Annotated in this window: 19 protein-coding genes and 1 tRNA gene; 15 read left to right on the top strand and 5 right to left on the bottom strand. The window is 39.8% G+C overall.

Translation table 11 applies throughout. From position 1 onward, the window contains the following. The first annotated feature begins 137 nt into the window (after positions 1-137). From M2419_RS07405 to M2419_RS07440, 8 genes are all read left to right on the top strand, one after another. Positions 138-4,286: a tape measure protein gene (locus M2419_RS07405; RefSeq protein ID WP_259254686.1), complete on the top strand. Its 4,149-nt coding sequence runs from the start codon at positions 138-140 to the stop codon at positions 4,284-4,286. Then, on the top strand, positions 4,287-4,799 hold the full coding sequence (locus M2419_RS07410; protein ID WP_259254687.1) for a hypothetical protein: 513 nt from the start codon (positions 4,287-4,289) through the stop codon (positions 4,797-4,799). After that, positions 4,799-7,573: a phage tail protein gene (locus M2419_RS07415; RefSeq protein ID WP_259254688.1), complete on the top strand. Its 2,775-nt coding sequence runs from the start codon at positions 4,799-4,801 to the stop codon at positions 7,571-7,573. Before M2419_RS07410 ends, M2419_RS07415 begins: the two co-directional genes overlap by 1 nt. 27 nt (positions 7,574-7,600) lie before the next feature. Beyond that, entirely contained in the window at positions 7,601-9,454 is a 1,854-nt protein-coding gene (locus M2419_RS07420) for a hypothetical protein (protein WP_259254689.1), read from the top strand. Positions 9,455-9,587: 133 nt separating this feature from the next. Then, a complete protein-coding gene (locus tag M2419_RS07425; RefSeq protein ID WP_259254690.1) occupies positions 9,588-10,250 on the top strand; it encodes a hypothetical protein in 663 nt (220 codons plus the stop codon). Next, positions 10,250-10,582 (top strand): hypothetical protein, encoded by a 333-nt coding sequence (locus tag M2419_RS07430; RefSeq protein ID WP_259254691.1) that lies wholly within the window; start codon positions 10,250-10,252, stop codon positions 10,580-10,582. The genes M2419_RS07425 and M2419_RS07430 overlap by 1 nt, the downstream gene beginning before the upstream one ends. A 5-nt stretch (positions 10,583-10,587) precedes the next feature. Next, a complete protein-coding gene (locus M2419_RS07435; RefSeq protein WP_259254692.1) occupies positions 10,588-10,743 on the top strand; it encodes a hypothetical protein in 156 nt (51 codons plus the stop codon). Further along, on the top strand, positions 10,727-11,353 hold the full coding sequence (locus tag M2419_RS07440; RefSeq protein ID WP_259254693.1) for a hypothetical protein: 627 nt from the start codon (positions 10,727-10,729) through the stop codon (positions 11,351-11,353). Before M2419_RS07435 ends, M2419_RS07440 begins: the two co-directional genes overlap by 17 nt. 214 nt (positions 11,354-11,567) lie before the next feature. Here M2419_RS07440 and M2419_RS07445 read toward each other — a convergent pair whose 3' ends face one another. Beyond that, positions 11,568-12,041, bottom strand: coding sequence for a hypothetical protein (locus tag M2419_RS07445; RefSeq protein WP_259254694.1), 474 nt, complete (start codon positions 12,039-12,041; stop codon positions 11,568-11,570). A 57-nt stretch (positions 12,042-12,098) separates the two neighbouring features. On the opposite strand from M2419_RS07445, the gene M2419_RS07450 reads away from it, so the two are divergent. Beyond that, positions 12,099-12,308: a hypothetical protein gene (locus tag M2419_RS07450; protein WP_259254695.1), complete on the top strand. Its 210-nt coding sequence runs from the start codon at positions 12,099-12,101 to the stop codon at positions 12,306-12,308. Here M2419_RS07450 and M2419_RS07455 read toward each other — a convergent pair. Then, a complete protein-coding gene (locus tag M2419_RS07455; protein ID WP_259254696.1) occupies positions 12,277-12,963 on the bottom strand; it encodes an SOS response-associated peptidase in 687 nt (228 codons plus the stop codon). The two genes, M2419_RS07450 and M2419_RS07455, sit on opposite strands and share 32 nt — an antisense overlap. Before the next feature lie 34 nt (positions 12,964-12,997). On the opposite strand from M2419_RS07455, the gene M2419_RS07460 reads away from it, so the two are divergent. The 3 genes from M2419_RS07460 to M2419_RS07470 all read left to right on the top strand — a co-directional run bounded on the left by M2419_RS07460 (position 12,998) and on the right by M2419_RS07470 (position 13,997). Next, complete coding sequence (locus M2419_RS07460; RefSeq protein WP_259254697.1) at positions 12,998-13,267, top strand: hypothetical protein; 270 nt, start codon at positions 12,998-13,000, stop codon at positions 13,265-13,267. A gap of 3 nt (positions 13,268-13,270) precedes the next feature. Then, positions 13,271-13,693: a hypothetical protein gene (locus tag M2419_RS07465; protein WP_259254698.1), complete on the top strand. Its 423-nt coding sequence runs from the start codon at positions 13,271-13,273 to the stop codon at positions 13,691-13,693. A 118-nt stretch (positions 13,694-13,811) separates the two neighbouring features. Continuing rightward, positions 13,812-13,997: a hypothetical protein gene (locus M2419_RS07470; RefSeq protein ID WP_259254699.1), complete on the top strand. Its 186-nt coding sequence runs from the start codon at positions 13,812-13,814 to the stop codon at positions 13,995-13,997. 38 nt (positions 13,998-14,035) lie between these two features. Here the strand turns inward: M2419_RS07470 and M2419_RS07475 are convergent, their stop codons facing one another. The 3 genes from M2419_RS07475 to M2419_RS07485 form a co-directional block, all read right to left on the bottom strand. Further along, on the bottom strand, positions 14,036-15,178 hold the full coding sequence (locus M2419_RS07475; protein WP_259254700.1) for a site-specific integrase: 1,143 nt from the start codon (positions 15,176-15,178) through the stop codon (positions 14,036-14,038). Positions 15,179-15,260: 82 nt separating this feature from the next. Then, positions 15,261-15,347 (bottom strand) — tRNA-Ser (locus M2419_RS07480). 127 nt (positions 15,348-15,474) lie between these two features. Next, positions 15,475-17,592 carry an HD family phosphohydrolase gene (locus M2419_RS07485; protein WP_153844683.1) on the bottom strand — a complete coding sequence of 706 codons (2,118 nt, stop codon included), beginning with the start codon at positions 17,590-17,592 and terminating at the stop codon, positions 15,475-15,477. A gap of 149 nt (positions 17,593-17,741) precedes the next feature. Between M2419_RS07485 and rpe the strand changes: the two genes are divergently transcribed. From rpe to M2419_RS07500, 3 genes are all read left to right on the top strand, one after another. Further along, positions 17,742-18,422 carry a ribulose-phosphate 3-epimerase gene (gene rpe, locus M2419_RS07490; protein WP_153844682.1) on the top strand — a complete coding sequence of 227 codons (681 nt, stop codon included), beginning with the start codon at positions 17,742-17,744 and terminating at the stop codon, positions 18,420-18,422. A gap of 361 nt (positions 18,423-18,783) precedes the next feature. Continuing rightward, positions 18,784-21,546, top strand: coding sequence for a bifunctional aconitate hydratase 2/2-methylisocitrate dehydratase (locus M2419_RS07495; RefSeq protein WP_259254701.1), 2,763 nt, complete (start codon positions 18,784-18,786; stop codon positions 21,544-21,546). A gap of 50 nt (positions 21,547-21,596) precedes the next feature. Further along, complete coding sequence (locus M2419_RS07500) at positions 21,597-23,861, top strand: aconitate hydratase (RefSeq protein WP_153844680.1); 2,265 nt, start codon at positions 21,597-21,599, stop codon at positions 23,859-23,861. The last annotated feature ends 126 nt before the right edge of the window (positions 23,862-23,987 follow it).

Here is a 23,987-nt window from a genome sequence, read left to right on the forward strand (position 1 = left end):
TATGTGCTTTGGGAATTGAGTTGGCACAACCTGTATATGGAACTATTAACAATCCCAGACCCGTCAGAAGATGACGAAAACAGTGATGAAGTACAAACTAAGGACGAAGAAGACGAATTTCTAGACAAAATTCTATAATGAGTACGATAAACAGATTAGAGTGGGATGCATATATAAGGGATAGCGAGTTAATGGCCGCCTTAAATCGTATTGAGCAACGAGTTAATCGCATGGCTAATAATGTCAATAACCGTGGTCGTGATTTAGAAGAGATGTTTAGTCGCCTGGCCAAAGTCGCTGGAGGTTTTCTATCCCTAAATGCTGCTGAAAACTTTATTCAAAAGCTTATTCAGGTTCGTTCAGAATTTCAACAACTGGAAATTGCCTTTACTACAATGTTGGGTAGTAAAGAACGTGCTGATAAGCTGACACAAGATCTGATCGAGTTTGCTGGTACGACTCCTTTTGGGATGAAAGATACCGCGAACGCTGCAAAGCAATTGCTAGCTTATGGTTCAACGGCCGAAAATGTCAAGAACGAGCTTCGAATGCTTGGTGATGTTGCTGCTGGTACTTCTCAACCAATCGGGGACTTAGTTTACTTATATGGAACTCTACGCACTCAAGGCCGTGCTTATTTAATGGATATTCGTCAGTTCGCTGGCCGAGGTATTCCAATTTATGAGGAACTTGCTAAGGTTCTAAAAATCAATAAAAGCGAAGTGAATGACTTCGTTTCCGCTGGGAAAGTTGGTTTCGCGGAAGTCCAACAAGCATTTCAAAACATGACCGCAGCGGGTTCAATGTTTGGTGGTCTTATGGAGGCGCAATCAAGAACTATTCAAGGGGAATTGGAAAGATTGGGTGATGCCTTTGATCAGATGCTCAATAAAATGGGGAAAGATTCAGAGGGTGTTATTTCTGGAGCTATCCAAGCAGCTTCTGTATTAGTCGAGAATTACGAAACCGTGTTAAACTTGCTTACAGGGTTAATTTCAGTTTATGGAGCTTATCAAGCTGCATTAATCGCAACTGCAGCACTTCAACAATTGGTTGCCGCGAGAGCTGTTGGAATGACTGTCGCAGAAATGCTTCATTATGGGGCTATCGTATTAAAAACAAAAGCTATGGCAGCTTTAAATGCTGTTATGGCGGCCAATCCAGTGATATTGATGACTGCTGCAATCATCACACTATCATCCGCGATTTATGCGCTTTCTCAGGTTACCGATGCTACTAGCGCTGCACAGGAAAAGCTTGCCAACGCTCACGCTGCGGGAGTCGATAGAGCCGATCAGGAAAAAAGAAGTGTGCAGCAACTTATTGGTGTTATTAAAGATAATACCGCATCCGTAGAAGAACGAAAAGCTGCGTATGACAAATTGCAAGCACAAACTAAAGGTGTTTTAGCTTCTTTCTCACAAGAAGAAATTGCAATCGGAAAAGCTACTAAAGCTTTGGACAATTACATTGTCAGTATCGGTCGGGCCGCTTCCGCAAGAAAAGCATTTGACGAATTCAATGCTTTGGCCGAGCAACTTGATGTGATCAATAGAAAAGGTATTGATGGTGTAGGGGTTTGGGAAAGGACCGGTAGAGCTTTACAAAATGCATTTGGGGTTAATGGTGGAGACGCTGCAAAATCTTTTTGGGGATTTGGCGATAAAAGGGGCGATGCTTTCATCGTCGATCAGCAAAAAGACGTCATTAAGAAGCAAATGAATGCGTTGCAGAAGGAATTTGACAAAGAGTTCAAAACATTTATAACCGGTGTTGATAATACAGTAAAAGAAAATGGTGTTGTCGATGTTTTCGCCAATAGCTTGAAAGATCCATTGAATAACTTTAATTCTCTTCTTAAATCCGCTACCAATAAAGCGGATTTGGATAAGATTAAAAAGGCTTTAACAGAGAAAATGGAAGCACTTGCTCCTGGTAATTCCGATATAGCAAAATATAAAGCCAAATTGGAACAATTGGCTAAAGTAGAAAAGCAATATTCTATTGGTGGAAATGAGAAAGCTGCAAACCAGGAATATCAGGAAGCGGAAAGATATCTTTCGATTCTTTCAGATATTTCAAAAGCGCGACAAGGCTATTTAAACAGTCAGTTGACCAGAGATCAACAGGAAATTCAATCGGTAAAAGATAAGTATAAGACACTAATTGATGAAATAGACAAGTTTAACCGGAATCCGAAGAATACTACAAAAATTACCACTAAACAGATTCAAAGCATCACTAATGTAAGGGATCAAGAGGTGAACGATACAATTTATAAGCTTCAGACGGACAAGAAACTTGTGGCGTATCAAATTGATTTTGATAATTACGTCAAATACGAGAATTTAAAAAATGAATATGGCATTGCTGTCGCTGAAAAGCAACTAGGACAATATAAAAATTCCTTCGAAAAGATATCAGGAGAATATGCTGGTCTATTGACGAAACAAAAGACAGTTGGATTGAATGCAGGTGAAAAAGACCGTTTAGATAAACTATTCAATATCATAAAAGCTAATGGTAAACGCCTGGCTGAATATGATACGAGTCGCTACACTGATGCATTAAAAGCGGCTCAAACGTTAAATGATAAACTTTTTGAAATAGACAAAGAGCATGCTCAAAAAACTAAAGAACTAAGGGATAAAAACGAGTTAACACCTGATAGGGAAAAAATCCTTAATAAGGAACGCGATATAAAAGCCAGCAAGGCTGCGGTCGATGAATTAACAGGCACATTGGAATGGGAAAAATTATTTTCCGGAATGGACCAGATGGGTTCAAAGCAAATAGAGAGTTTACTCAAAGTAATTGAAACAAGATTTGAAGAGCTTAAAGGAAAATTCGACCCGATAGATCTTGAAAACTTAAAAAAGCAACTACGCGAGGCGCAGGGAATTTTAATTGAGAAAAATCCTTTTTCACAATTTGCTGTAGCCATAAAAGAAATCATGGCCAATGCTGGTGATGATTCAGAAGAAGCAGCCGAGAAAACTAAAACTGCTTGGGTGAACTTGACCAAAGCAACAAAAAACAGTTTCGAATTTATTTCTGATGCTGTTAATTCTGCAAGTGTATTAAAAGATGCAATTGGTGAAGTTGGCGCTACAGCCTTAGCATCCCTAACAGCTCTTTCAGTTGCCGCTGTTGCAGTTTCTTCAGCTGTCAAGCAAGCAGAAAGAGCGTCTGTTATTTTGGCAATAATACAGGCAGCTTTAATAGTAGTTCAATCTCTATTTTCTATCATTGATGGTGGTTCAAAAAAGCGAAATGAACAGCTAAAGAAGGAACAGGAGTATTACAATACCTTGTCAGAAACATTCGATATACTTATTGGCAAGCAAAAGGAGCTGTTCGAGCAAAAGTCTGGTAAAGATTCTTTGGATGCCTATAAAGAGGCATTAGAACTTGTAAACTCGAAACTTATTGCTAATAGAAAAAGCCTCGAAGCATGGTTTTCCCAGGGGGCGAGCCTATTCAAGCACTCAAACTGGTACAATTACGATAAGGAGCTTGGGGATGTTTTGAGTCGGCAACAGCTGTTGAACATGAATACCCAGGAATGGGAAAACCTTTTGCTTAAACAGCCGGAACTTTGGGCCAAATTACCGGAAGAAGTACGTAAATACGGACAAAGTGTAATCGATGCTAAAGGAGAAACCGAAGAATTAAAAACGGCTCTACAAGAAGCTTTATCGGGTATTTCTTTAGATGATATAAAAGGTGAATTTGAAAGTCTATTCACTGAAGCGGATCTAACTTTTGGAGACATATCAGATTCCTTTTATAAGCACATGCAGAAAGCTGTCTTAAGGTTGGTTCAAGATGGAAAGATGACCCAAAGTATTCAAGATTGGTATGATAAAGTTATGGATTCAATGCAAGATGGAGACCTAACTAAGACTGAATCTGACGCTTTAAAGGCAGAATACAAAGCTATTGCTGAAGCTGGTAATAAACGCTACCAGGATCTAATGAAACTTATCGGATATGATGGTGAACTTTCCTCTTCCGGATTAAAAAGTTCAGTTCAAAGAGATCTAACCGAGGGAACAGCAAGCGAATTAACAGGTCTTTTTAGATCAGAGTTTGAAATAGAGAAAAAGTCTTTTGACGAAAGCAAAAGTCAGGGAATAAATATTGCTAGACAGCTTCAAATAGCCAATAGCAGCCTTACAGCTTTGAATGCAATTCAATTCAATACTGGTGAAACGGTAAAGAGATTGGATAGCGCTGTTAGCGAATTACAGTCATTAAATAAAAATTTGGGGGCTAGATATTAGATGGGATTTTCGATAAATGATATGGATGCTTTGACTCAGTTTAAATTGCTTTTTAGACGTGGTACTTTCAGCGAGCTATTGAAATTGCCTGTACCTAAAGAAAGAGCATTTCATGATTGGTCGGACGAACATGGGAAAGATTATGACGATGTTTCAGCAACAGTATTTCAAGCTTTACAATACAGTATAAAATGTTATTTGAAATCTTCATCATTGAATGATCTTCAAAATCAAAGGGAATCTTTATTGAAAGTTTTATCAGATCCTAAAGGTTTCAATCTTCGTGTTGATGCACTGGGTCGCTCTTATGCTTTGAGATATGTTAGCTCTCCTGATTTTAATATCCTCAATCCAAGGGAGCATAAAGGGTTTATTTATTCAGCTTTCACGCTTGTATTGGAGAACAACTTCGCACCTGTAGGAGTCGATTTTTATTTGGCAGATGTCAACGGATTAATCTTGTCTTATCCGGATAAGCCGATCCAGTTCGAACAACAAAAACAATTATTCTGATGGAAGTCCAAGTAAAGAGAAACGGTGTAGATACGATTAAGCTTCCTTTGAATGCTGCCAAATACAGCAATAAGGTAATGGCTGAGCATGGGCTATCATTTAGTTATGGTAATGTTGCTTCATTGGGCTTGCGTGTGGGCGATACATTTACCTACAAAGGCGAGGAATACACATTGAACCAGGTTGAAGACTTCAAGAAGATGAGCCGATTTGTATCGTCGTTTGATTTTGTTTTTGAAGGATCGCGCCACACATTGACCAACCTCTTTTTGGACCATATTGGATCCCGTAAGTTTTCATTTTCCGGTACGGCCGAAGAATGGCTTCATTTATTCGTCGATTGCGCCAACTCCAAAACAAGCGGATGGTCGGTCGGTGAATTTGAAGATCTTGGCCGCGTTACTGTTGAGTTTGATAGCACGTATATCCTCGATGCTCTAACCATGGTTGCCCAGGCTATGAAAGCAGAATGGGGAATCAAAGGAAAGGTGATATCATTGAAGAAAACTGTGGGCACTCCGCGCGCTTTGACTTTTGAATATGGCAAGGGAAAAGGATTGTACAGTCTCACCCGAAAAAGCTTGCAGGATAAAAAGATCGTCACCCGGGCTTATGCTCGCGGAGGTGATAAGAACTTGCCACAGGGCATGTTCAACTATTTTAGTATTCCTGGTTCCGTTGAGAAAAACACAGATATATACAGGATACGTGAAGGCGAATTTATTGATGAAGAAATTTATCCGCGTCGCACGGGTACTGTAACGGCCGTTGCGCAAATCGATAAAAAGCTTTTTTCCATATCAGATAGTTCAATTGATTTTGATCTTAATGGACAGCGTATAGATGGCGAGACCGCATACATTGTTTTCAAATCTGGTTATTTGGAAGGTAATCAATTCGAGATAACAAGCTACAACGCTTCTACCAAAACCATCCGATTTAAAGCGAACGACGAGGGTAACGATAATTGGTTCCCCACAGAGACCGTACATGCGGATGTTGGGGATAAATATACTTTGATCGGCATTCGCATGCCACAAAGCTATATCGATGCTGCAGCAGCTGAATTGACCACCAAAAGACAGGAATATTTGGATAGTAACTCCATTCCGCGTGTCGTGTATGAACTTGAAGTGGATTTTATCCATTTGGCTAGGCTTAACACCAACCTAGATGCAGGCGATATCATTCGTTTGAAAGATGCTGAAAAAGGGATCGATGCAGAGATACGTATCACTGAGATAAGCTATCCGGCCGTTTATCCTGATGTTATAGAAAATGGAATGTCCTTCGATGCCGTCATCGGCAATGAAGTCACATATACTTTCCTTGAGAAGATGCAAAATGATATCAAGGAGCAAAAAGAGGTAGTTACGCAATATAACCGCCAGTCGTGGGAACGGGATCGTCGGAACGTCCAAGCATTAACCGAATTCCGTTCAAAGGTATTCGATCCTGACGGGAACCTTGAGAACGCCATGCAACAAGCAATCGCCGGTTGGTTCGGTACCGAATCCATGTACTATGATTTGGATGGTGTGGCCATGACGGTAAATGCAGGTGGTGACCTGAACAGCTTCGCTATGACAGCTGGCCGTTTGATCCATAAGGTATTCAAAATTGAAGGATTGGGGAATATTTGGAATTTAACGGCATTCTCACAATCGGGTCTCACGCCGACACAGGGTTATTACCTAGCTGCCAAATGTAGCAAAACAGCGCTTACAGGTGAATGGGTTTTGTCAACTGAGCAGATTCCTACCGACGGTGCGCCTGGCTATTGGCATTTTAATTTTGGATATCTCTCCAGCGTGATCGACGGAGAAAGATCTTTCCATCCTACCAAGGGTTTTACCCTTATTTCAGGTGGGCAAATTGAAACCGATGTTCTATCAGCGTACATCATAAATGCAAATCGTCTGTTTGCCCAAGTGGTGAACGTTGGTGTCGATGGATTCAATAATGCAGGAATTAGCGGCCTTGCTGATGGTAAAATTTATGATGACAATTGGAATGTGATCGGTGATGATCCTAACAAATCTGTTCGTTTTTGGGCAGGCTCCAATGAAGAGGATAAATACAAAGCTCCTTTCAATGTCTTAAATGATGGATCTATTCGCGCGATCAGCGGAGAGATTGGAGGATTCGAATTAACATCAACGAGCTTTCGATCCAAAGTCCTTGATTCCGGTGGTAGTCCAACCGGTAAATCGAGCGGAATCATTTTAAGCGATTGGGGAGTTTTGTCACGAAATAGCGGAATGTCTTTCCTTCCAAGTTCTACAGGTTTAGATTTTTCCGCTTCATTGGTTGGTGAAACATCTGAAGATTTGCCCACTGGACCAATTTTAACCGCTGATGTTCGTGCAGGTATTTTCGGAATAAGAAGACAGGAGTTAACATCTGATGCATTCAATCAGCTATTGGGTGCCTGGGGAAGGTATGGTGCTATGATCACTTCGTTAAAGCTTCTCGGCGCTAAATACGAGCCTATCAAAATCATAACTGACCCTAATGACTACACGATGACTGCTAATGATTATGCTATTACAAAATCGGGTAATGGAAAAGTGTTTTTGCCGATAGATAATCTGGAAATAGGTCGTGTTGTTGAAATAAGGAATACTAACGGAACCAGTTTCGAGATAATTGTGAATGGCAACGGAACTCAGATTTATACACTTGGAAATACCGCTTCAATGGAAGTTGGTATAGCAAAAAACTATTCAAGACGATATAGATACAGTGGTATTCAATGGATTGAATTTAACTAGAATAATGAGCAACTAAACAATATAGAGATGGCAGAAGAAGAAGGAAAAGTTATCCAATGGCCGAGCGGAGCAGATGAAGCTACCGACTTTGATTTCCTTATGGTTGGGAAAGATGATAAGCCCATAATGAAAATCCCTAAGGAGAAACTTAACGAGGTTATAGTTATCAATGGGGAAGGCGTAAAAGCTGTTGCTGGCGGAGCTACCTCAGCAACTCCAACAATACTTCGTCCAGGGCCAAATGGGCAAAATCGTAAAATGGAAGATGTTCAAGGGTGGTTTGTAAATGGAACATCTGCTGAACCCCCTGTTGCAACGGGAACGGCATGGGAAGCACCTGCAGGAAAGAAAAATACAAACTGGTGGGACGGTACTACCTGGACCTTAGGAAGCAGTGTGCCTTTGCCGCAGCCAAGTGGAGTGCCTGTTCTTAATCCAGGTGGTAGCCTTGTACCAAATGAGAAAGCAGTATCAGACTACGTTGCCCCTTTATTTTCTTTGACCACAGATATTGAATATGGAACTGCGCAAGAAAGTGATAAGAGTAAAAATAGAAGAGGTATAATAAATTCAAATGGTAACTATTCAAGCAATTCAGATAATTGGTGTTGTACAGGATTAGAGCCATGTAAAGGAAATACAACTTATACTAGTAGCGGTCATTCTGATTTTTCGACAAGTAATGCTGTAGTTTGTTTTTATGATGAAAATCAGGCTGTAATACCTGGTAGTATCGTATTTGGTAGTGGTCAAAAAAAGTATACATATACATCTCCTGTTAACGCTAAGTTCAGAGCACACACCATAGCTAATGCGTCCGGAATTGGTATTGTTAATCCTCCTATTAATAACCCTATAGACAATGCTTTTGCCAATTCCTTTATGGTTAATGAGGGATCAGAAGCTTTACCGTTGGCTCCGTATACTGGAGGAATGAGCATTGTTAAGAGAATTGACGGAACTAAGATTGAAAATGCTCCATATGTTGCACCTAAGACTTTATTCTATAAGTTCGATTTATCAGCAAAAAAATTCATTGTTTATTCAAAGTTGCCTAAATCCATAAATGAGTTTATAGGTATTGAAATTACAAGAGAGACAGATATGTCTGAATTGGTTTACAAAGATTTGTGGCGCATAACAAATGCCTATATGTACCGTTATGAGAATGATATCATGACGCAACTTCAAGTTCGAGCAATGACTTCCGGAGAATCTGAATTTGTGTATAGAACTAATGGAAAGGTAGATTTTACAGGTGGATTTCACGGCGATGAGAAGATCATTGATTTTTCATTTTTTGCTGATGGAATATTGGTTCCAGCTACAGCTAGCATCCCTCTGACAGAATGTAAATCATTTAGATATGTGCAAAATACTAATATGCACCAAACTGCTGCAAGTCCTTCCCCGGGCACTGTCGATCCAAATCATACTGTAGAATGCGAGCACCTTAAAGAGACGTTAATATCTAATGGAGGCTACATAACTCACAATACGCTGAAGTGGAAACAAAACCTCTTAATTCCAACTGCATATCATGCTATTTCCTGTATAGGCAAAGATATGGGTCAGTTGATATATAACGAGAAAGGCGAATCTGTTTTAGTTAATGGTAATGATCAATATAAATTAGAGGTTATTGGGAACCGTGAATATATATCAAAACACCTGGGGAAAAGATATTCTGTTAACGCAAATTCCTTTATTTCGACTCCCATAGGGTACGATGCGGAGGCAGTTATGTTTATATGGGATAGACCTTTCCCGCCAAACCCGTCAGATGCAGATAATAAGTACTATCGTAGGGTTAGTAATAAGAATGTAATTGTAGACGATATTTGGGATTTTACAATGAGTGTAATGTTTGACAAGTTATAAGGCATGACAAAGAAAGAAAGCATACAATATATCCAAAGAGTCGTCGGGGCATTCCCTGACGGCATCCTTGGTAAAAGAAAGGGTAAGAAATGCAAGTAAAAAACAATCTTTTATACAATAACTATGGTACGATATGACAGCAAAAGATAGAATAAAGGAATTACAGAAATCCGTCGGTGCGAGTGCCGATGGTATTATAGGAAAGGAAACGTTATCAAAGTTCGCAGCAAAGTTCGGTCGCACGCGAGTGCAGACAATACACTTCTTCGCAAATATTCACCACGAAAGTGGGGAATTTACGATTGTCCGGGAGAATATGAATTACACAGCTCCTCGGATTATGCAAATTTTCGGTGTAGGTAAACACTCGGCAAATGTTACTGTGGCAGAAGCTGGGCGTTTGGCTGGTAACCCTTGGGATTTGGCAGAACGCGTTTACGGTTTAGGCAACCCGAAAAAGGCGGCAGAACTCGGAAATACTAAACTAGGTGACGGATGGAAATATCGTGGAGGTGGCGCATTGCAATGTACTGGTGGCTTTGATTACAAACGGTATGGTGGTCAGGAATTATACGACAATCCAGATTTGATAGGAGAATCTGCATATTACTTCACAACGGCATTAAAGGAATTTGATGCTAAGAATATTTGGAGATATGCTAAGGATTTACCAGAAGAAAGCATCTTAAATGTTGCACGGATTATTAATGTTGGTCGAGTCGATACAAAGGTGATTCCAAATGGCCTTGACGACCGTCGGGCTAAAATTAATTATTATGCTAGTTTGTGGAAATAATGGCAGAGGAAAAAGACGATTTCATAGGTAAAAGGGTAAATGATGTCCGTAAGATTTTCGGTATGGCAGAGCGTGATTTTATGGCTTTGATGCTGATCATTTCCGTACTAGGAAATATCGCACTCATTTATCTATTGTTAGGGCAAAGTAGAGACCTGAACAATGAAATAAAAGCCGAGATACGCAGGCAGGTTGATCCTGCTGTCGAATCAAAAGTTTCAACTGAATTGCCTAAACAGCTTAATGAAGCCGTGCAGCCAATGAAGGAAGGAGTTGAACAGGGTATGCAAAAGCTGGATACCGTATTGAATAAAGTGATAAACAAAGAATAGTCGATATGAAAAGACTTATTATGATATTGCTGTTGTTATTCGGTGTAATAGCATCAAGCTACAACCAGGGGAGAAAGAAGGCTCCTCAACCTGAGTTCCTGATCAAGTGGAACAATCATTTGGATAGTGTAAACGCTGTATTGGATGGGAAGGTTAAGTAATGTTTTGGCAATGGCGGTCATAGTGACCTCCGTTGCTTCCTGTGGACTATTTCGAAAGTCAACAAAGCACGTTGAAAAACATTCTTTGGAAGTGGTCAATAAACGTGATAGCTCATTGACCGAGAAAACTCAAATAGACAGCCTACAGCGCACTGTTAAGGTTGACAAGGGAACAGTAGTCACCGAAACAGAAACTACGGTAACGACCGAAAAAAAAGGTGGGAAAGTCAGTGGTTCGGTTGGCATTGATAAGGTTGTATCGGGGGCCAATATATTGCTCAAAGATTCTGCAGGGTTTAAGATATTAGTTCAGCTAGATACGCTTAAGCAGACACTTACTGTAAAGTCTGAATCGCCTGGTGATAAGATTACGCAGCATACCAAACAAACAGTTACTGAGCATAAGGACTACAAAGAAGAAAGCGAAAAGAGAGGATCTGAACAGGTCCAAAAACAAGTTGCTGTCAATCATGAACAGCGGCAAAAAGAATCGACTAAAATTGAGGATATACAAAAGGAGCCCAAAGGTACAAGTTTCATTTACTTTTGGGTAGCTATAGCACTGGCGATATGTTTGATTTTTTGGTGGGTAAAGAAGGTGGTCAAATGATCACCTTTCTTATAACGTAGGAATTTCCCCTGACTCAATCAATTCTATCATTATATCCGCTTCATCCTTTGTCAGCCAAGAGTTGTTATTAAAATGTACACGCCAACCCTCGGTGGTGTAGGATATACTTGTTACGAAATACCTGTTGATATAAACGTGAAAATATCCGCCCATAAGTGGGGAAATATCTACAACTTGGGGAACGCCATCTACTTCAAATCCTTGGAATATCATCCTTTATCCACTTAAGTTCGCCCCGTTGGATCATGCCTATGTACTTTTGAACGTGATTGTCAGTTAATAGGCTATTATCTTCAATATGATAATCGAAAGCCTTTGAAAATTTATCATAATCGATACTGCCGACGTAGCCGTTATTCAGGTAAATATGCCAAAGGCTATATTTCTTCGCGCGAACTTCGACTACCTGGCGTTTACCATGGTGATAGAATAGCTCGGGCACATCGGTATCGAAACGTATGATCAGCGCGTCGATACAAGCCTCCTTTATATCGTCAGCAAGTTCACCATACGCTAGTTCCCAAAACCCTTGAGACTTGCGGAATACATAAAAAGCTAGGCCATTTTTGTTGTAAAGATGATAATCTTTCATGCCCATAGTCTTATCGTGTATGCTCATTTGAACATACATAACACGATTTCGGCAAAAGACTTCAAGAGGTTTCATTTTGTAAAATTACTAACATTATTAGCAAAATATCAAGATATATTTTAAATTTGAATTATGGAATTAAGCAAACAACCACCTGAAGGATATGTCGAACATGTGAAAAAGTCGGCTTTATTGGCCGCTCAAAACGTCGGAATTGAGACTGGTGCAAAGATACTTGAAGAAGGATTAAAAGCGTGGCCAGACGAACTGGAAGCCGCGATAAAATGGGTGGTGAAAGAGCGGAGGAATACTAAATCGCGTCCTGAATGTCTGGGCGGTTAGTGTCACCTTTGGCTCCTGTAACGCGGAAAACTTTATGCGCTCCAAGTTCACCCTCATAAGGAATCATTAGTTGCTGTATATCGTCTTTACTGCTAGCGTTTAGCCATGTATCACGGCGATCGGGAGGAATGATCAATGGCATACGTTTCTTTTCATTGTGGATCTCCTCGAGTAAAGGATTGGCGGCAGTTGTGATAATAGAAAAAGTAGGATATACGTTATTAGTCTCGTAGTCTTTGAAATTAGCATAGACAATGCCCAAAGTGAAAATTTCCTTGGATGGAGTATAGATGTAGTAATTCTCAGTGTCCTTTTGCCCAGCTACTTTGTGGGGTTCATAGAAACCATTGACGTAAAGCAGGCCCCGAGTTTTGAGTATCGAATTTTTATAGGATGCCTTTTCAAAAATAGATTCTGATTCCGCGTTCAAAGTGTTAGCATATTTGGCAGCATCATCTTCCGTTTTTACCCAAAAAGGGATAAGCTTCCATCGAGCCGGAACCACGCTGTCCTGGTCCTCGTTTAAAGTAACAGGAAGGTATGGCCGAGTAAATCCACTCACATGAAAGATTTCCTCATTTTGGTAATGCACTTGTAGGTTTTTAAACTCTTTAACCAACTGGGCCGTGCTTGGAGTGGAAGTATGGTAACACATAATTTTGTATATTTAATTAAAAGTAACAAATAAAATGCGATTTGAAAAGGTTACTCACTCAGTCTTGAAAGAGCTTCAGCGCAAGGGATATAATGTCCTAATTGCTCCATCCGACTGTGAGGACAGCGAAAATGTAACGTGGAAAGCTATTACGGTACCGAATGTTTTTGAATGGCTGGTTGCTTTAGATTGTGAGGGAATTACGGCAGTACCATTTAAGGAGCCTAATATTTTGGTAATTCAAGATGCATTGAACAACATTCGTGAAGAGGACCTAAAAGGAAGCGTATTTATAGAACGATAAATTATGAAAACATTGCAACAATACTATAACGAAGTTGGAGAATACGGCCGCAAGCTTTATTTGAGAAATGAAGCAATCCGAACTGGGAAATGGGATATGTACGAAGCATTTTTAAATGTTGAATTTCCCGACGTTGCCAGTGATGAACTACAAGCTGCACGCGATCTTGCAGGCAGAGTTAAGAAGGTGTTCAAGGAAGAGTTTCGCGAGTGGATTACTAAGAACCGGGTCAATATGATAACTTCGGATCTATATGTGTTGGATGAGGGTACAATATTGCGAGGTTCCATTGTGCCTTCTGGAGATTTGGCGGTAATACTTGGGGACGGATTGGAGGATATTATCGAATGTAATGTTTCGCCTATGGAGGTGCTGAATTTGACCGACCATGAGATTTATTGGATTGATCCAATTGTAAAAGCCTAGATTTTTTCAAACTAAATTTTACATTGATCGACAACCGCTATTTTTATTTTAGGGTTTATAAAATTTCTTTTAGTTCCTATATTGGTAATAGAGCTGACAATAAACAGCTAATTATATTATGGAAATATTATCATATGCTATTTTGAATGCAAGCGAAGTCACTATGGAATTTCGCAAAGAAGATGGAAATATAGTAAATTTAAGAATTACTATAAAGAATGGAGATTTCAAAACTAATTTTGTATTATCACAAAATGAGAGACAACATATTAGAAATCTTTTACAATCTGAAAAATTACTTTAATGTATAAAAAGCCTAGACCATGGTCTAGGCTTTTTATGTTATATACTTCGGCTTTTAAATTTCACCTCATCACCTAAAATTACCCCCATGTCCTTTAGGTAGTCCATTAGTTCTACTAGGGTTCTATGCCTAGTAATTTTAATTATATTGTGAAGTTTTTCGCCATCTTCTACTAGATGAATACATCGTGTATGTTTAAAGGAATACATTGTTACCAAATCCTCAATAAAAACATGCTTATGTACTTTATTAAACCGCTTACGGAAATATCTTTCACATACAGGCTTTTCTGCAGGGGCATCTTTTAATCCGAATACAAAATAATTGGGATTAAATCTCTCTAACCGCATCGACTTAATTACTTCGTAAAATTCATCATCTATTGGGATATATTGAGTGATTTTACTCTTTGAGTTATTGCAGGGAACCATAATTTTACGGCCTTGTAGATCGATGTGCATTATCTGCAGTAATCTAAGCTCCGCCTCTGGACGCATGCAACTGTAGTATATAAAACGGCAGAAGTTGTACAAATATGGATCATTGTCCTTTAACCATTCTAGTGTTTTTTTGAAACTGGCATTTGAGAAAGGGCGATTACCCTTTTTAAAGACTTGGAGCTTTTTTACCTTTCCACAAACATTATTCTCCAGGTAGCCCTCGTAATTGTCAATATAATATTGTAAAAAGGTATGGATAGCTTGCAAATAATGATTGTAAGTTTTATTACTCCAGGATTTTTCTGTTTGGAAATATTTTACAAAATCAAAAATATCCTGCTTGGTTAGATCCGATATATCTATATTACCCAATCCAACATTTTGTAAATAGTTTTTGAAAAAATTCAACCTCCCTTTATAAAGTTTATATGTTTTTGGTTTTAATTCTCCTTCAACATTTTTCAAATATTCCTCAATGCACTCGCATATATTGAATTTAGATAGCTTATGCTGTTGGAATTTGGCGAAGGGGGAGAAACCTTCCTCTAATAGTTCCGATAAAGCCTGATACACTATTTTGAGCTGTGAACGGCGTTCTCGGAGGGATTTAATAGAGTTGATTGAATCAAAAATTTTAAATCTTTGATATTGGGGTTCATTAGCTTTCTGAAGTTCAATTGGCTTCAAAAAGTAATATGATACAAACCAATCTTTTGAGAGATCAGAATTTGCATCATACATTCTTAAATTCTTGTAGTTTACCAATGCTGTCCGTTTTCTGTCAGGTACGGTATTACCAGCTTGATTATCAGGGAGTATTTTGCGGAAGGGGCGGGATTCGAACCCGCGGTACCGTTTCCAGTACGACAGTTTAGCAAACTGTTCCTTTCGGCCACTCAGGCACCCTTCCTCGTTTTGACATTGCAAACATAAGGCAATTATTTGATTCTGCAAAGTCTAAATACTAAAAAAAATGCAAAAAAAATGTAACGTTGCAATAAGCGTTTGAAATTCAATTTGTTGTTTGACAATTAAAATTACATTGTTTTTTTGCTTAAATCGTAATCTACCCGAACATGGTAGATACTTTTGAGCATTGCCTTGAAAATAACGGCAGATTCGGTGATATCTTTTAGCGTGATGTTACTATTATTGAACTGCCCCCGCATCAATTTATGTTCAATAATCTTATCGACAAGATTATTGATAGACTCTTCAGATGGTTCTTTTAACGCACGGGATGCGGCTTCGACCGAATCCGCCATCATGAGTACAGCTGTTTCCTTGGAAAAAGGAATAGGGCCGGGATAAGTAAATAAAGACTCGTCAACCAGTTTGTCTGGGTTGTTCTTGACAAAAACGTTATAAAAATAGTCAACACGTGTCGTTCCGTGGTGTGTGCGGATAAAATCAAGGATCACGTCAGGCAATTGATGTTTTTTGGCAATATCAACGCCTTTGATGACATGTGATATAATAATTTGTGCACTTTGTTCTGGTGAAAGCTCGTCATGCGGATTTTTTTCTGTCCTCTGATTCTCGATGAAAAACTGGGGGTTTGTCAATTTTCCGATATCGTGATACAGGGCTCCGGCGCGGACCAACAGCGGATTCCCGCCAATTTTATAGATAGCGGCTTCGGCTAGATTAGCCACCTGTAAGGAGTGCTGAAATGTTCCCGGAGCTTTAAAAGAGAGCTCCCGCAATAACTTGGAGTTACTATTGGTAAGCTCCATGAGTGTTAGATCTGATACAATACCAAATAACTTTTCGAATGCATAGATCATTGGATAAGCTAATAAGGTAATCATCACGCTTACGAAAAAAGGAAGAAGGTCAGACCAGTAAATGGTGTCTATAGATCCATTTCTCGTGACGACCAAGCCAATGTAAGCAATCCAATAGGTACCGAGGATAATAGCAGAGGAAATGAACAGCTGCTCTCGTTTAACCAATGTTTTAATACTATAGATCGCAACTATCCCCGCCATAAATTGCAAAAAGACGAACTCAAAACTATTCGGTACAAAAAGACCTGCCAGCAGAACCATCAACAGATGTATATTGAGTGCAACACGCGTATCAAAAAGAATACGAATAATAATGGGGACGGCGCAAAACGGGATGTAATAGAGATTGGGGATTTTGATTTTGATGGCCCAAGATAGGACAGCGAGCATACCAATGATCACAATCATGATAATGACCAGCAACCTATTGTTAAAATAGATGTCCTTACGGAAAAGAAAAAGGAATACCATCAAAATAGAAAGGGCGAGCGAGATAATCAGAAATTGCCCCAGGGTCACATAGTTTTGATTTCCGCTGATCTTGCCTTCATCTTCATATACCTTACGAAGCGACTCGAGTTTCTGGTACGTCTCATTGGATATGATTTTCTCCTTTTCAGCGATCAGTTCTCCTTTTTGGACCACACCGCGCGTAGCCGATATGTTTGCAATGGCATTTTGTTCTAAAGCTTCTGTTTGTTGATCGTTGTAGATGTAGTTAATGGTAATGTAATTTTTTAAAGTTTCCTCCAGCCAGCTCTTTTGTTTTATCTTGGTCAATTTGGGCATGATCTCATCCATATAACCATAAGAGCTTTCGATGGTGTAACAGTCGGCCGTGTTTTTTTGGCTGGCAACTTTGTCCTGGATCAATGTGAAGTTGTAATGCTTGGAAGCCGGAGATTTGTCATTGCTGCGGTTCTGAAACCGATTGTTCAATGACAAAATGCCTTTGCCATAGAGATGGCTTAAGATGGCATTGCCGGCATTTCTATAATCTACTATATTTTCATGCGTTGTATCCAACTTGCTGCTTTGCCACTTTTCGGCCAGATCCGTGTTGAACTGATCAATTTGCTCCTTGCTGGTCGTTGTATTAGCATTATATATAGGTTGAATCGTGTTTAAGATACTTTTCTTATCCGCATTCAGTTCCTCTTGTGTTTTTAATATCGCAAAATTATAAGGTGATATCAGATTCTCATGATTCCATACTTTTCCCTTTTGGAATTCATAGCGAAAACGAGGCTGTTTGGGAAGGAAAATACAGATCAGAATAATGGTGATAAGTATTAATCCAATTTTTCGGACGAGGTTCTCCGTTGTATTTAATTCTCTTCTGTATTTTATTTTTAGTCTTCCCACGGTGAGCTGTATTTTATTATCATGTTAATATACAAATGTAATTATAATTATTTTCTGCAGCTTCTGCCAATTGTCGTTTATAGGTATTAAATAGGAGGAATGCTGTGATGGACAAAAAATACTTGTTATCTTTGCAGAAAAAATACAACATGTCAACAAAATCACATCTAATTGCACCATCCGTTCTTGCTGCAGACTTTGCAAAATTATACGATGATATCATCATGGTAAACAACAGTGAGGCAGATTGGTTTCATATTGATATTATGGACGGTGTTTTCGTGCCAAATATCTCTTTTGGATTTCCAGTTATGCAGGCTATTGCAAAACATGCCGCTAAACCTTTGGATGTACATTTGATGATTGTTGATCCAGACCGTTATCTGCAGGTATGTAAAGACTCAGGTGCAGCAATCATTACCGTTCATTATGAAGCCTGTACACATTTGCATCGGACTCTGGCTGCTATTAAAGAATTGGGCTGTAAAGCAGGCGTTGCATTGAATCCACATACGCCAGTAGCACTTTTAAAAGATGTTCTTGCGGATCTGGACTTGGTTTGTATCATGTCGGTTAACCCAGGTTTCGGTGGTCAGAAATTTATTCCAAATACCTATGCCAAAGTACAGGAACTAAGGGCCATGGCACAGGGAGTGAATGATGGTCTGCTGATTGAAATCGATGGGGGAGTAACGAGTGCGAATGCAGCGCAGTTATTGAAAGCCGGAGCAGATGTGCTGGTGGCAGGTTCATTTGTCTTCAACGCGACAGATCCTCTGGAAACTGTGAAAGCATTAAAAGACATTGATATAACTGTAGAAAGTATATAAAACGAAAAGGTGATTTAATAATATAAATCACCTTTTTTTTTGAAAGAAATAAATGCGATATAGCGGATTTCAAAAAAAGATGGCAGGATTGCATAAGTGCTGTTTAGAACAATTCCAAATTGATTTAAATAAATGGAATGCATGCGTTTAAAGTTGGATTTTCACTATTTTTGTAATTAGTCATATAAGTTGATTTACGACAAATAGATCAGCTTCAAAACATGAAGTGGAAGGGCTAATTTGTGATTTGTCAGGGGGGGACCCGATAGATGGCGTATTAGCTTAATTATATTACAGACATGGTGGTGTAGAAAGACATAGGTGTTTTTATGCTGCCCATAAAATAGAAAGATAGATATCTATGAGTATTTACAACGATTACGTACAAGAGGTTGTAGAACGGGAAGGCCAAGGATTACATCCTAAGCCTATTGACGGAGCAGAATTACTAAGTGAGGTAATTGCTCAGATTAAAGATTTAAACAATGAAAATAGAGCTGAATCTTTAAGATTGTTTATTTACAACACGTTGCCGGGTACTACACCTGCAGCAGGTGTTAAAGCACAATTCCTGAAGGAAATTGTTTTGGGTGAATCAGTTGTTGCTGAAATTACACCTGATTTCGCTTTTGAGTTGTTGTCACATATGAAAGGTGGTCCTTCAATCACGGTTTTATTGGACCTGGCCTTGGGTGCAGACCTAGCTATTGCAAAACAGGCGGCTGAGGTTCTTAAAACACAAGTTTTCTTATATGATGCGGATACCGCTCGTTTGAAAGAAGCTTTTGAACAAGGCAATGAGGTCGCAAAAGATATTTTAGAAAGCTACGCAAAAGCAGAGTTTTTTACAAAACTGCCTGAGGTTGCTGAGGAAATTCAGGTGATTACTTTTATCGCTGGTGAAGGTGATATCTCGACAGATTTATTGTCGCCAGGTAACCAGGCGCACTCGCGTTCAGATCGTGAATTACATGGAAAATGTATGATCACACCTGAAGCACAGCAACAGATCGTTGAGTTACAGGCGCAACACCCTGGTAAAAGTGTCATGTTAATTGCTGAGAAAGGAACAATGGGTGTGGGGTCATCTCGTATGTCGGGTGTCAACAACGTTGCATTATGGACAGGTAAACAAGCGAGTCCTTATGTTCCTTTTGTGAACATCGCACCAATTGTAGGTGGTACAAATGGTATCTCACCTATTTTCTTGACCACAGTGGATGTGACCGGAGGTATCGGTATAGACCTTAAAAACTGGGTGAAGAAAGTGGATGAAAATGGCAACGTAATCCGTAACGAGAAAAATGAGCCAATTCTTGAAGAAGCTTATTCTGTCGCTACAGGTACTGTCTTAACGATCAATACTAAGACTAAAAAATTATATAATGGCGAGCAGGAGCTGATCGATATTTCCAAAGCTTTGACTCCACAAAAAATGGAATTTATCAAAGCGGGTGGTTCTTATGCGATCGTTTTCGGTAAAAAGATCCAAACTTTTGCTGCTGCTGCTCTGGGAATTCAGGCGCCTATAGTGTTTGCTCCTTCAAAAGAAATCACGATTGAAGGACAAGGTTTGACTGCTGTAGAGAAAATCTTTAATAAAAATGCGGTTGGTGTAGCTCCGGGTAAAGTATTACATGCCGGTTCTGACGTTCGCGTTAAAGTAAATATTGTTGGTTCTCAGGATACAACAGGTTTGATGACTGCGCAGGAGCTCGAAGCAATGGCCGCGACTGTAATTGCACCTACCGTAGACGGCGCTTATCAATCAGGCTGTCATACGGCATCGGTTTGGGATAAAAAAGCACAAGCGAATATTCCAAAACTGATGAAATTTATGAATGACTTTGGATTAATCACAGCACGTGACCCTCAAGGTGTATATCATTCGATGACAGACGTTATTCATAAGGTATTAAATGATATTACAATTGATGAGTGGGCGATCATTATCGGAGGTGATTCACATACCCGTATGTCTAAAGGTGTTGCTTTTGGTGCTGACTCTGGTACGGTGGCGCTAGCTTTAGCGACAGGTGAGGCTTCTATGCCAATCCCAGAATCTGTAAAAGTTACGTTTAAAGGCAGTATGAAAGAACACATGGATTTCCGTGATGTGGTTCATGCTACACAAGCGCAGATGCTGCAGCAATTTGCTGGCGAGAACGTTTTCCAAGGCAGAATTATTGAAGTTCATATCGGAACGCTTTTAGCCGATCAGGCATTTACTTTTACTGACTGGACTGCAGAAATGAAGGCGAAAGCTTCTATTTGTATTTCACAGGATAATACCTTGATCGAATCATTGGAGATCGCTAAAAACCGTATCCAGATTATGATCGATAAAGGCATGGAAAACAAAAATAATGTTTTGCAGGGCTTAATTGACAAGGCGAATAAACGTATTGAGGAAATTAAATCTGGTGCTAAGCCTGCTTTAACTCCAGATACCAATGCGAAATATTATGCTGAGGTTGTTATTGATCTGGATATCATCGAAGAACCGATGATTGCGGACCCGGATGTGAATAATGCGGATGTTTCCAAACGTTATACACACGATACAATTCGCGACCTTTCTTACTACGGTGGAAATAAAAAGGTAGACTTAGGTTTCGTTGGTTCTTGTATGGTTCACAAAGACGATTTGAAAATCGTATCGAAGATGTTGAAAAATATTGAACAGCAAAAAGGTGTCGTTACATTTGAAGCTCCTTTGGTCGTTGCAGCTCCAACGTACAATATCATTGATGAGCTGAAAGCGGAAGGCGATTGGGAATTCTTACAAAAGTACTCTGGATTTGAATTTAGCGATGCTTTACCAAAAAGTTCTGCGCGTACTGAATACGAGAATATTATGTACTTGGAGCGCCCTGGTTGTAACCTTTGCATGGGTAATCAGGAAAAAGCAGCTAAAGGTGACACGGTAATGGCTACTTCAACGCGCTTATTCCAAGGACGTGTTGTTGAAGACAGAGATGGTAAAAAAGGGGAGTCTTTATTAGCATCAACTCCAGTTGTTGTTCTTTCAGCGATCTTGGGCCGTATTCCGAATATCGAAGAATATAAAGCTGCTGTGGAAGGCATTAACTTAACAAAGTTTGCGCCTATTCCAACAAAATAATGAGTGATTAGGGTTTAGTAACTTAATTAAACAACATAAATTAGAGAGATATGGCTTTTGATATAGATATGATTAAAAAGGTCTATAGCCAATATGACGAGCGCATTGCTGCGGCTCGTCAAGTGGTTAACAAACCTTTGACTTTATCTGAGAAAATTTTGTATGCCCACCTTTGGGATGGCAATGCTACTGAAGATTACAAACGCGGCGTTTCTTACGTTGACTTTGCTCCAGACCGCGTTGCTATGCAGGATGCAACTGCACAGATGGCATTATTGCAATTTATGCAAGCTGGGCGTCCAAAGGCAGCAGTTCCTTCTACCGTACACTGTGATCACCTGATTCAGGCGAAAGAAGGAGCAGACAAAGATTTAGCGCGAGCTAAAAACGAAAGCTCTGAAGTATTTAACTTTTTGAGTTCTGTGTCCAATAAATATGGTATCGGTTTCTGGAAACCCGGAGCAGGTATTATTCACCAGGTTGTTTTGGAAAACTATGCTTTTCCAGGCGGTATGATGATTGGTACGGACTCGCATACGGTGAACGCCGGCGGTTTAGGTATGGTTGCAATCGGTGTGGGTGGTGCTGATGCTTGTGATGTCATGGCAGGTTTGCCTTGGGAGCTTAAATTCCCTAAGCTGATCGGTGTAAAATTGACAGGTAAGCTCAGCGGATGGGCTGCAGCAAAAGACGTGATCTTGAAAGTTGCAGGTATCTTGACTGTAAAAGGTGGAACAGGTGCTATCGTTGAATATTTTGGCGAAGGTGCGGAGTCTTTATCTTGTACAGGAAAAGGAACAATCTGTAACATGGGCGCTGAAATTGGCGCGACAACCTCAACTTTTGGGTACGATGAATCCATGGAGCGTTATTTACGTGCTACTGGTCGTGCCGAAGTGGCGGATGCGGCAAATGTAATTAAAGACCACCTGACAGCAGATGCAGAAGTTTATGCTAATCCTGAGCAGTATTTTGATCAGTTAATAGAAATCAATCTATCTGAATTGGAACCTTCTCTAAATGGTCCTTTTACGCCAGATTTATATACCCCAGTTTCACGCATGCGCGAAGAGGCTGAAAAGAATGGCTGGCCATTGCAAGTGGAATGGGGATTGATCGGTTCGTGTACAAATTCTTCTTATGAAGATTTATCCCGTGCTGCCTCCATTGCAAAACAAGCAGTTGATAAAGGGCTTATCACAAAAGCTGAATTCGGTATTAATCCCGGGTCAGAGCAAGTGCGTTTTACGGCTGATCGCGATGGTTTGCTGAAAACTTTTGAAGACCTCAATGCGACAATTTTTACCAATGCATGTGGTCCATGTATCGGTATGTGGGATCGTGTAGGAGCCGATAAACAAGAGAAAAATACAATCGTTCATTCTTTCAATCGTAACTTTGCAAAACGTGCAGATGGCAATCCAAATACTTATGCATTTGTTGCATCACCAGAATTAGTAGCTGCGATTGCGATCTCTGGTGATTTGGGTTTCAATCCGGTAACTGATACCTTGACAAACAATAAAGGTGAACAAGTGAAGCTGGATCCTCCTGTAGGGGATGAGTTGCCAACGAAAGGCTTTGCGGTAGATGATCCCGGTTATCAGGCACCTGCAGCTGATGGTAGTTCGGTGGTGGTTGATGTAGCTCCTACTTCTGATCGTCTTCAACTGTTGGAGCCTTTTGCTCCATGGGAAGGTACCGATTTGAAAGGGTTGAAATTATTGATTAAGGCGAAAGGTAAATGTACTACTGACCATATTTCTATGGCTGGTCCTTGGTTGAAATACCGTGGCCATTTGGACAATATCTCAAATAACATGTTGATTGGTGCTTTGAATTTCTTCAATGAGAAGACTGATAGCGTTAAAAATCAACTCACAGGCGAATATGGTCCTGTTCCTGCTACACAGCGGGACTATAAAGCACACGGTATTGGTTCAATTGTAGTCGGTGATGAAAACTACGGTGAAGGTTCTTCCCGCGAGCATGCAGCGATGGAACCTCGTCATTTGGGTGTTCGTGCTGTTTTAGTTAAGTCTTTCGCGCGTATTCACGAAACGAACTTGAAAAAACAAGGTATGTTGGGATTAACTTTTGCAAACAAAGACGATTATAACAAGATTCAGGAAAATGATACCATTGATATTATCGGCTTGACAACATTTGCACCAGGTAAACCTTTAACACTTGTATTACATCACGCAGACGGAACGCAAGAAGAGATTTTGGCGAACCATACCTACAATGCGCAACAAATTGAGTGGTTTAAAGCTGGTGGGGCTTTGAATATTATTCGTAAAAATCAAGGGTAACAATTCCTTGGAAATATAATAACTGAAAAGCTGCTTTCCTGGAAGGCAGCTTTTTTTGTTTCCAGCGTGGAATGACATTTCTGTGATCTTCGTCATATTTTTCCAATTTCCATTGATTTTATTTGC

Source organism: Sphingobacterium sp. BIGb0116 (assembly GCF_024808035.1).
In the GTDB taxonomy this organism is placed as follows: Bacteria; Bacteroidota; Bacteroidia; order Sphingobacteriales; family Sphingobacteriaceae; genus Sphingobacterium; species Sphingobacterium paramultivorum.

What these genes read in the sequence shown, in the direction of transcription:
- M2419_RS07465 (WP_259254698.1), top strand. Translation starts at nt 13,271, where the DNA reads ATGAAAACATTGCAACAATACTATAACGAAGTTGGAGAATACGGCCGC.
- M2419_RS07425 (WP_259254690.1), top strand. Translation starts at nt 9,588, where the DNA reads ATGACAGCAAAAGATAGAATAAAGGAATTACAGAAATCCGTCGGTGCG.
- M2419_RS07470 (WP_259254699.1), top strand. Translation starts at nt 13,812, where the DNA reads ATGGAAATATTATCATATGCTATTTTGAATGCAAGCGAAGTCACTATG.
- M2419_RS07440 (WP_259254693.1), top strand. Translation starts at nt 10,727, where the DNA reads ATGGGAAGGTTAAGTAATGTTTTGGCAATGGCGGTCATAGTGACCTCC.
- M2419_RS07430 (WP_259254691.1), top strand. Translation starts at nt 10,250, where the DNA reads ATGGCAGAGGAAAAAGACGATTTCATAGGTAAAAGGGTAAATGATGTC.
- M2419_RS07460 (WP_259254697.1), top strand. Translation starts at nt 12,998, where the DNA reads ATGCGATTTGAAAAGGTTACTCACTCAGTCTTGAAAGAGCTTCAGCGC.
- M2419_RS07420 (WP_259254689.1), top strand. Translation starts at nt 7,601, where the DNA reads ATGGCAGAAGAAGAAGGAAAAGTTATCCAATGGCCGAGCGGAGCAGAT.
- M2419_RS07475 (WP_259254700.1), bottom strand. Translation starts at nt 15,178, where the DNA reads ATGTATGATGCAAATTCTGATCTCTCAAAAGATTGGTTTGTATCATAT.
- M2419_RS07415 (WP_259254688.1), top strand. Translation starts at nt 4,799, where the DNA reads ATGGAAGTCCAAGTAAAGAGAAACGGTGTAGATACGATTAAGCTTCCT.
- M2419_RS07450 (WP_259254695.1), top strand. Translation starts at nt 12,099, where the DNA reads ATGGAATTAAGCAAACAACCACCTGAAGGATATGTCGAACATGTGAAA.
- M2419_RS07455 (WP_259254696.1), bottom strand. Translation starts at nt 12,963, where the DNA reads ATGTGTTACCATACTTCCACTCCAAGCACGGCCCAGTTGGTTAAAGAG.
- rpe (WP_153844682.1), top strand. Translation starts at nt 17,742, where the DNA reads ATGTCAACAAAATCACATCTAATTGCACCATCCGTTCTTGCTGCAGAC.
- M2419_RS07445 (WP_259254694.1), bottom strand. Translation starts at nt 12,041, where the DNA reads ATGAAACCTCTTGAAGTCTTTTGCCGAAATCGTGTTATGTATGTTCAA.
- M2419_RS07495 (WP_259254701.1), top strand. Translation starts at nt 18,784, where the DNA reads ATGAGTATTTACAACGATTACGTACAAGAGGTTGTAGAACGGGAAGGC.
- M2419_RS07435 (WP_259254692.1), top strand. Translation starts at nt 10,588, where the DNA reads ATGAAAAGACTTATTATGATATTGCTGTTGTTATTCGGTGTAATAGCA.
- M2419_RS07500 (WP_153844680.1), top strand. Translation starts at nt 21,597, where the DNA reads ATGGCTTTTGATATAGATATGATTAAAAAGGTCTATAGCCAATATGAC.
- M2419_RS07410 (WP_259254687.1), top strand. Translation starts at nt 4,287, where the DNA reads ATGGGATTTTCGATAAATGATATGGATGCTTTGACTCAGTTTAAATTG.
- M2419_RS07405 (WP_259254686.1), top strand. Translation starts at nt 138, where the DNA reads ATGAGTACGATAAACAGATTAGAGTGGGATGCATATATAAGGGATAGC.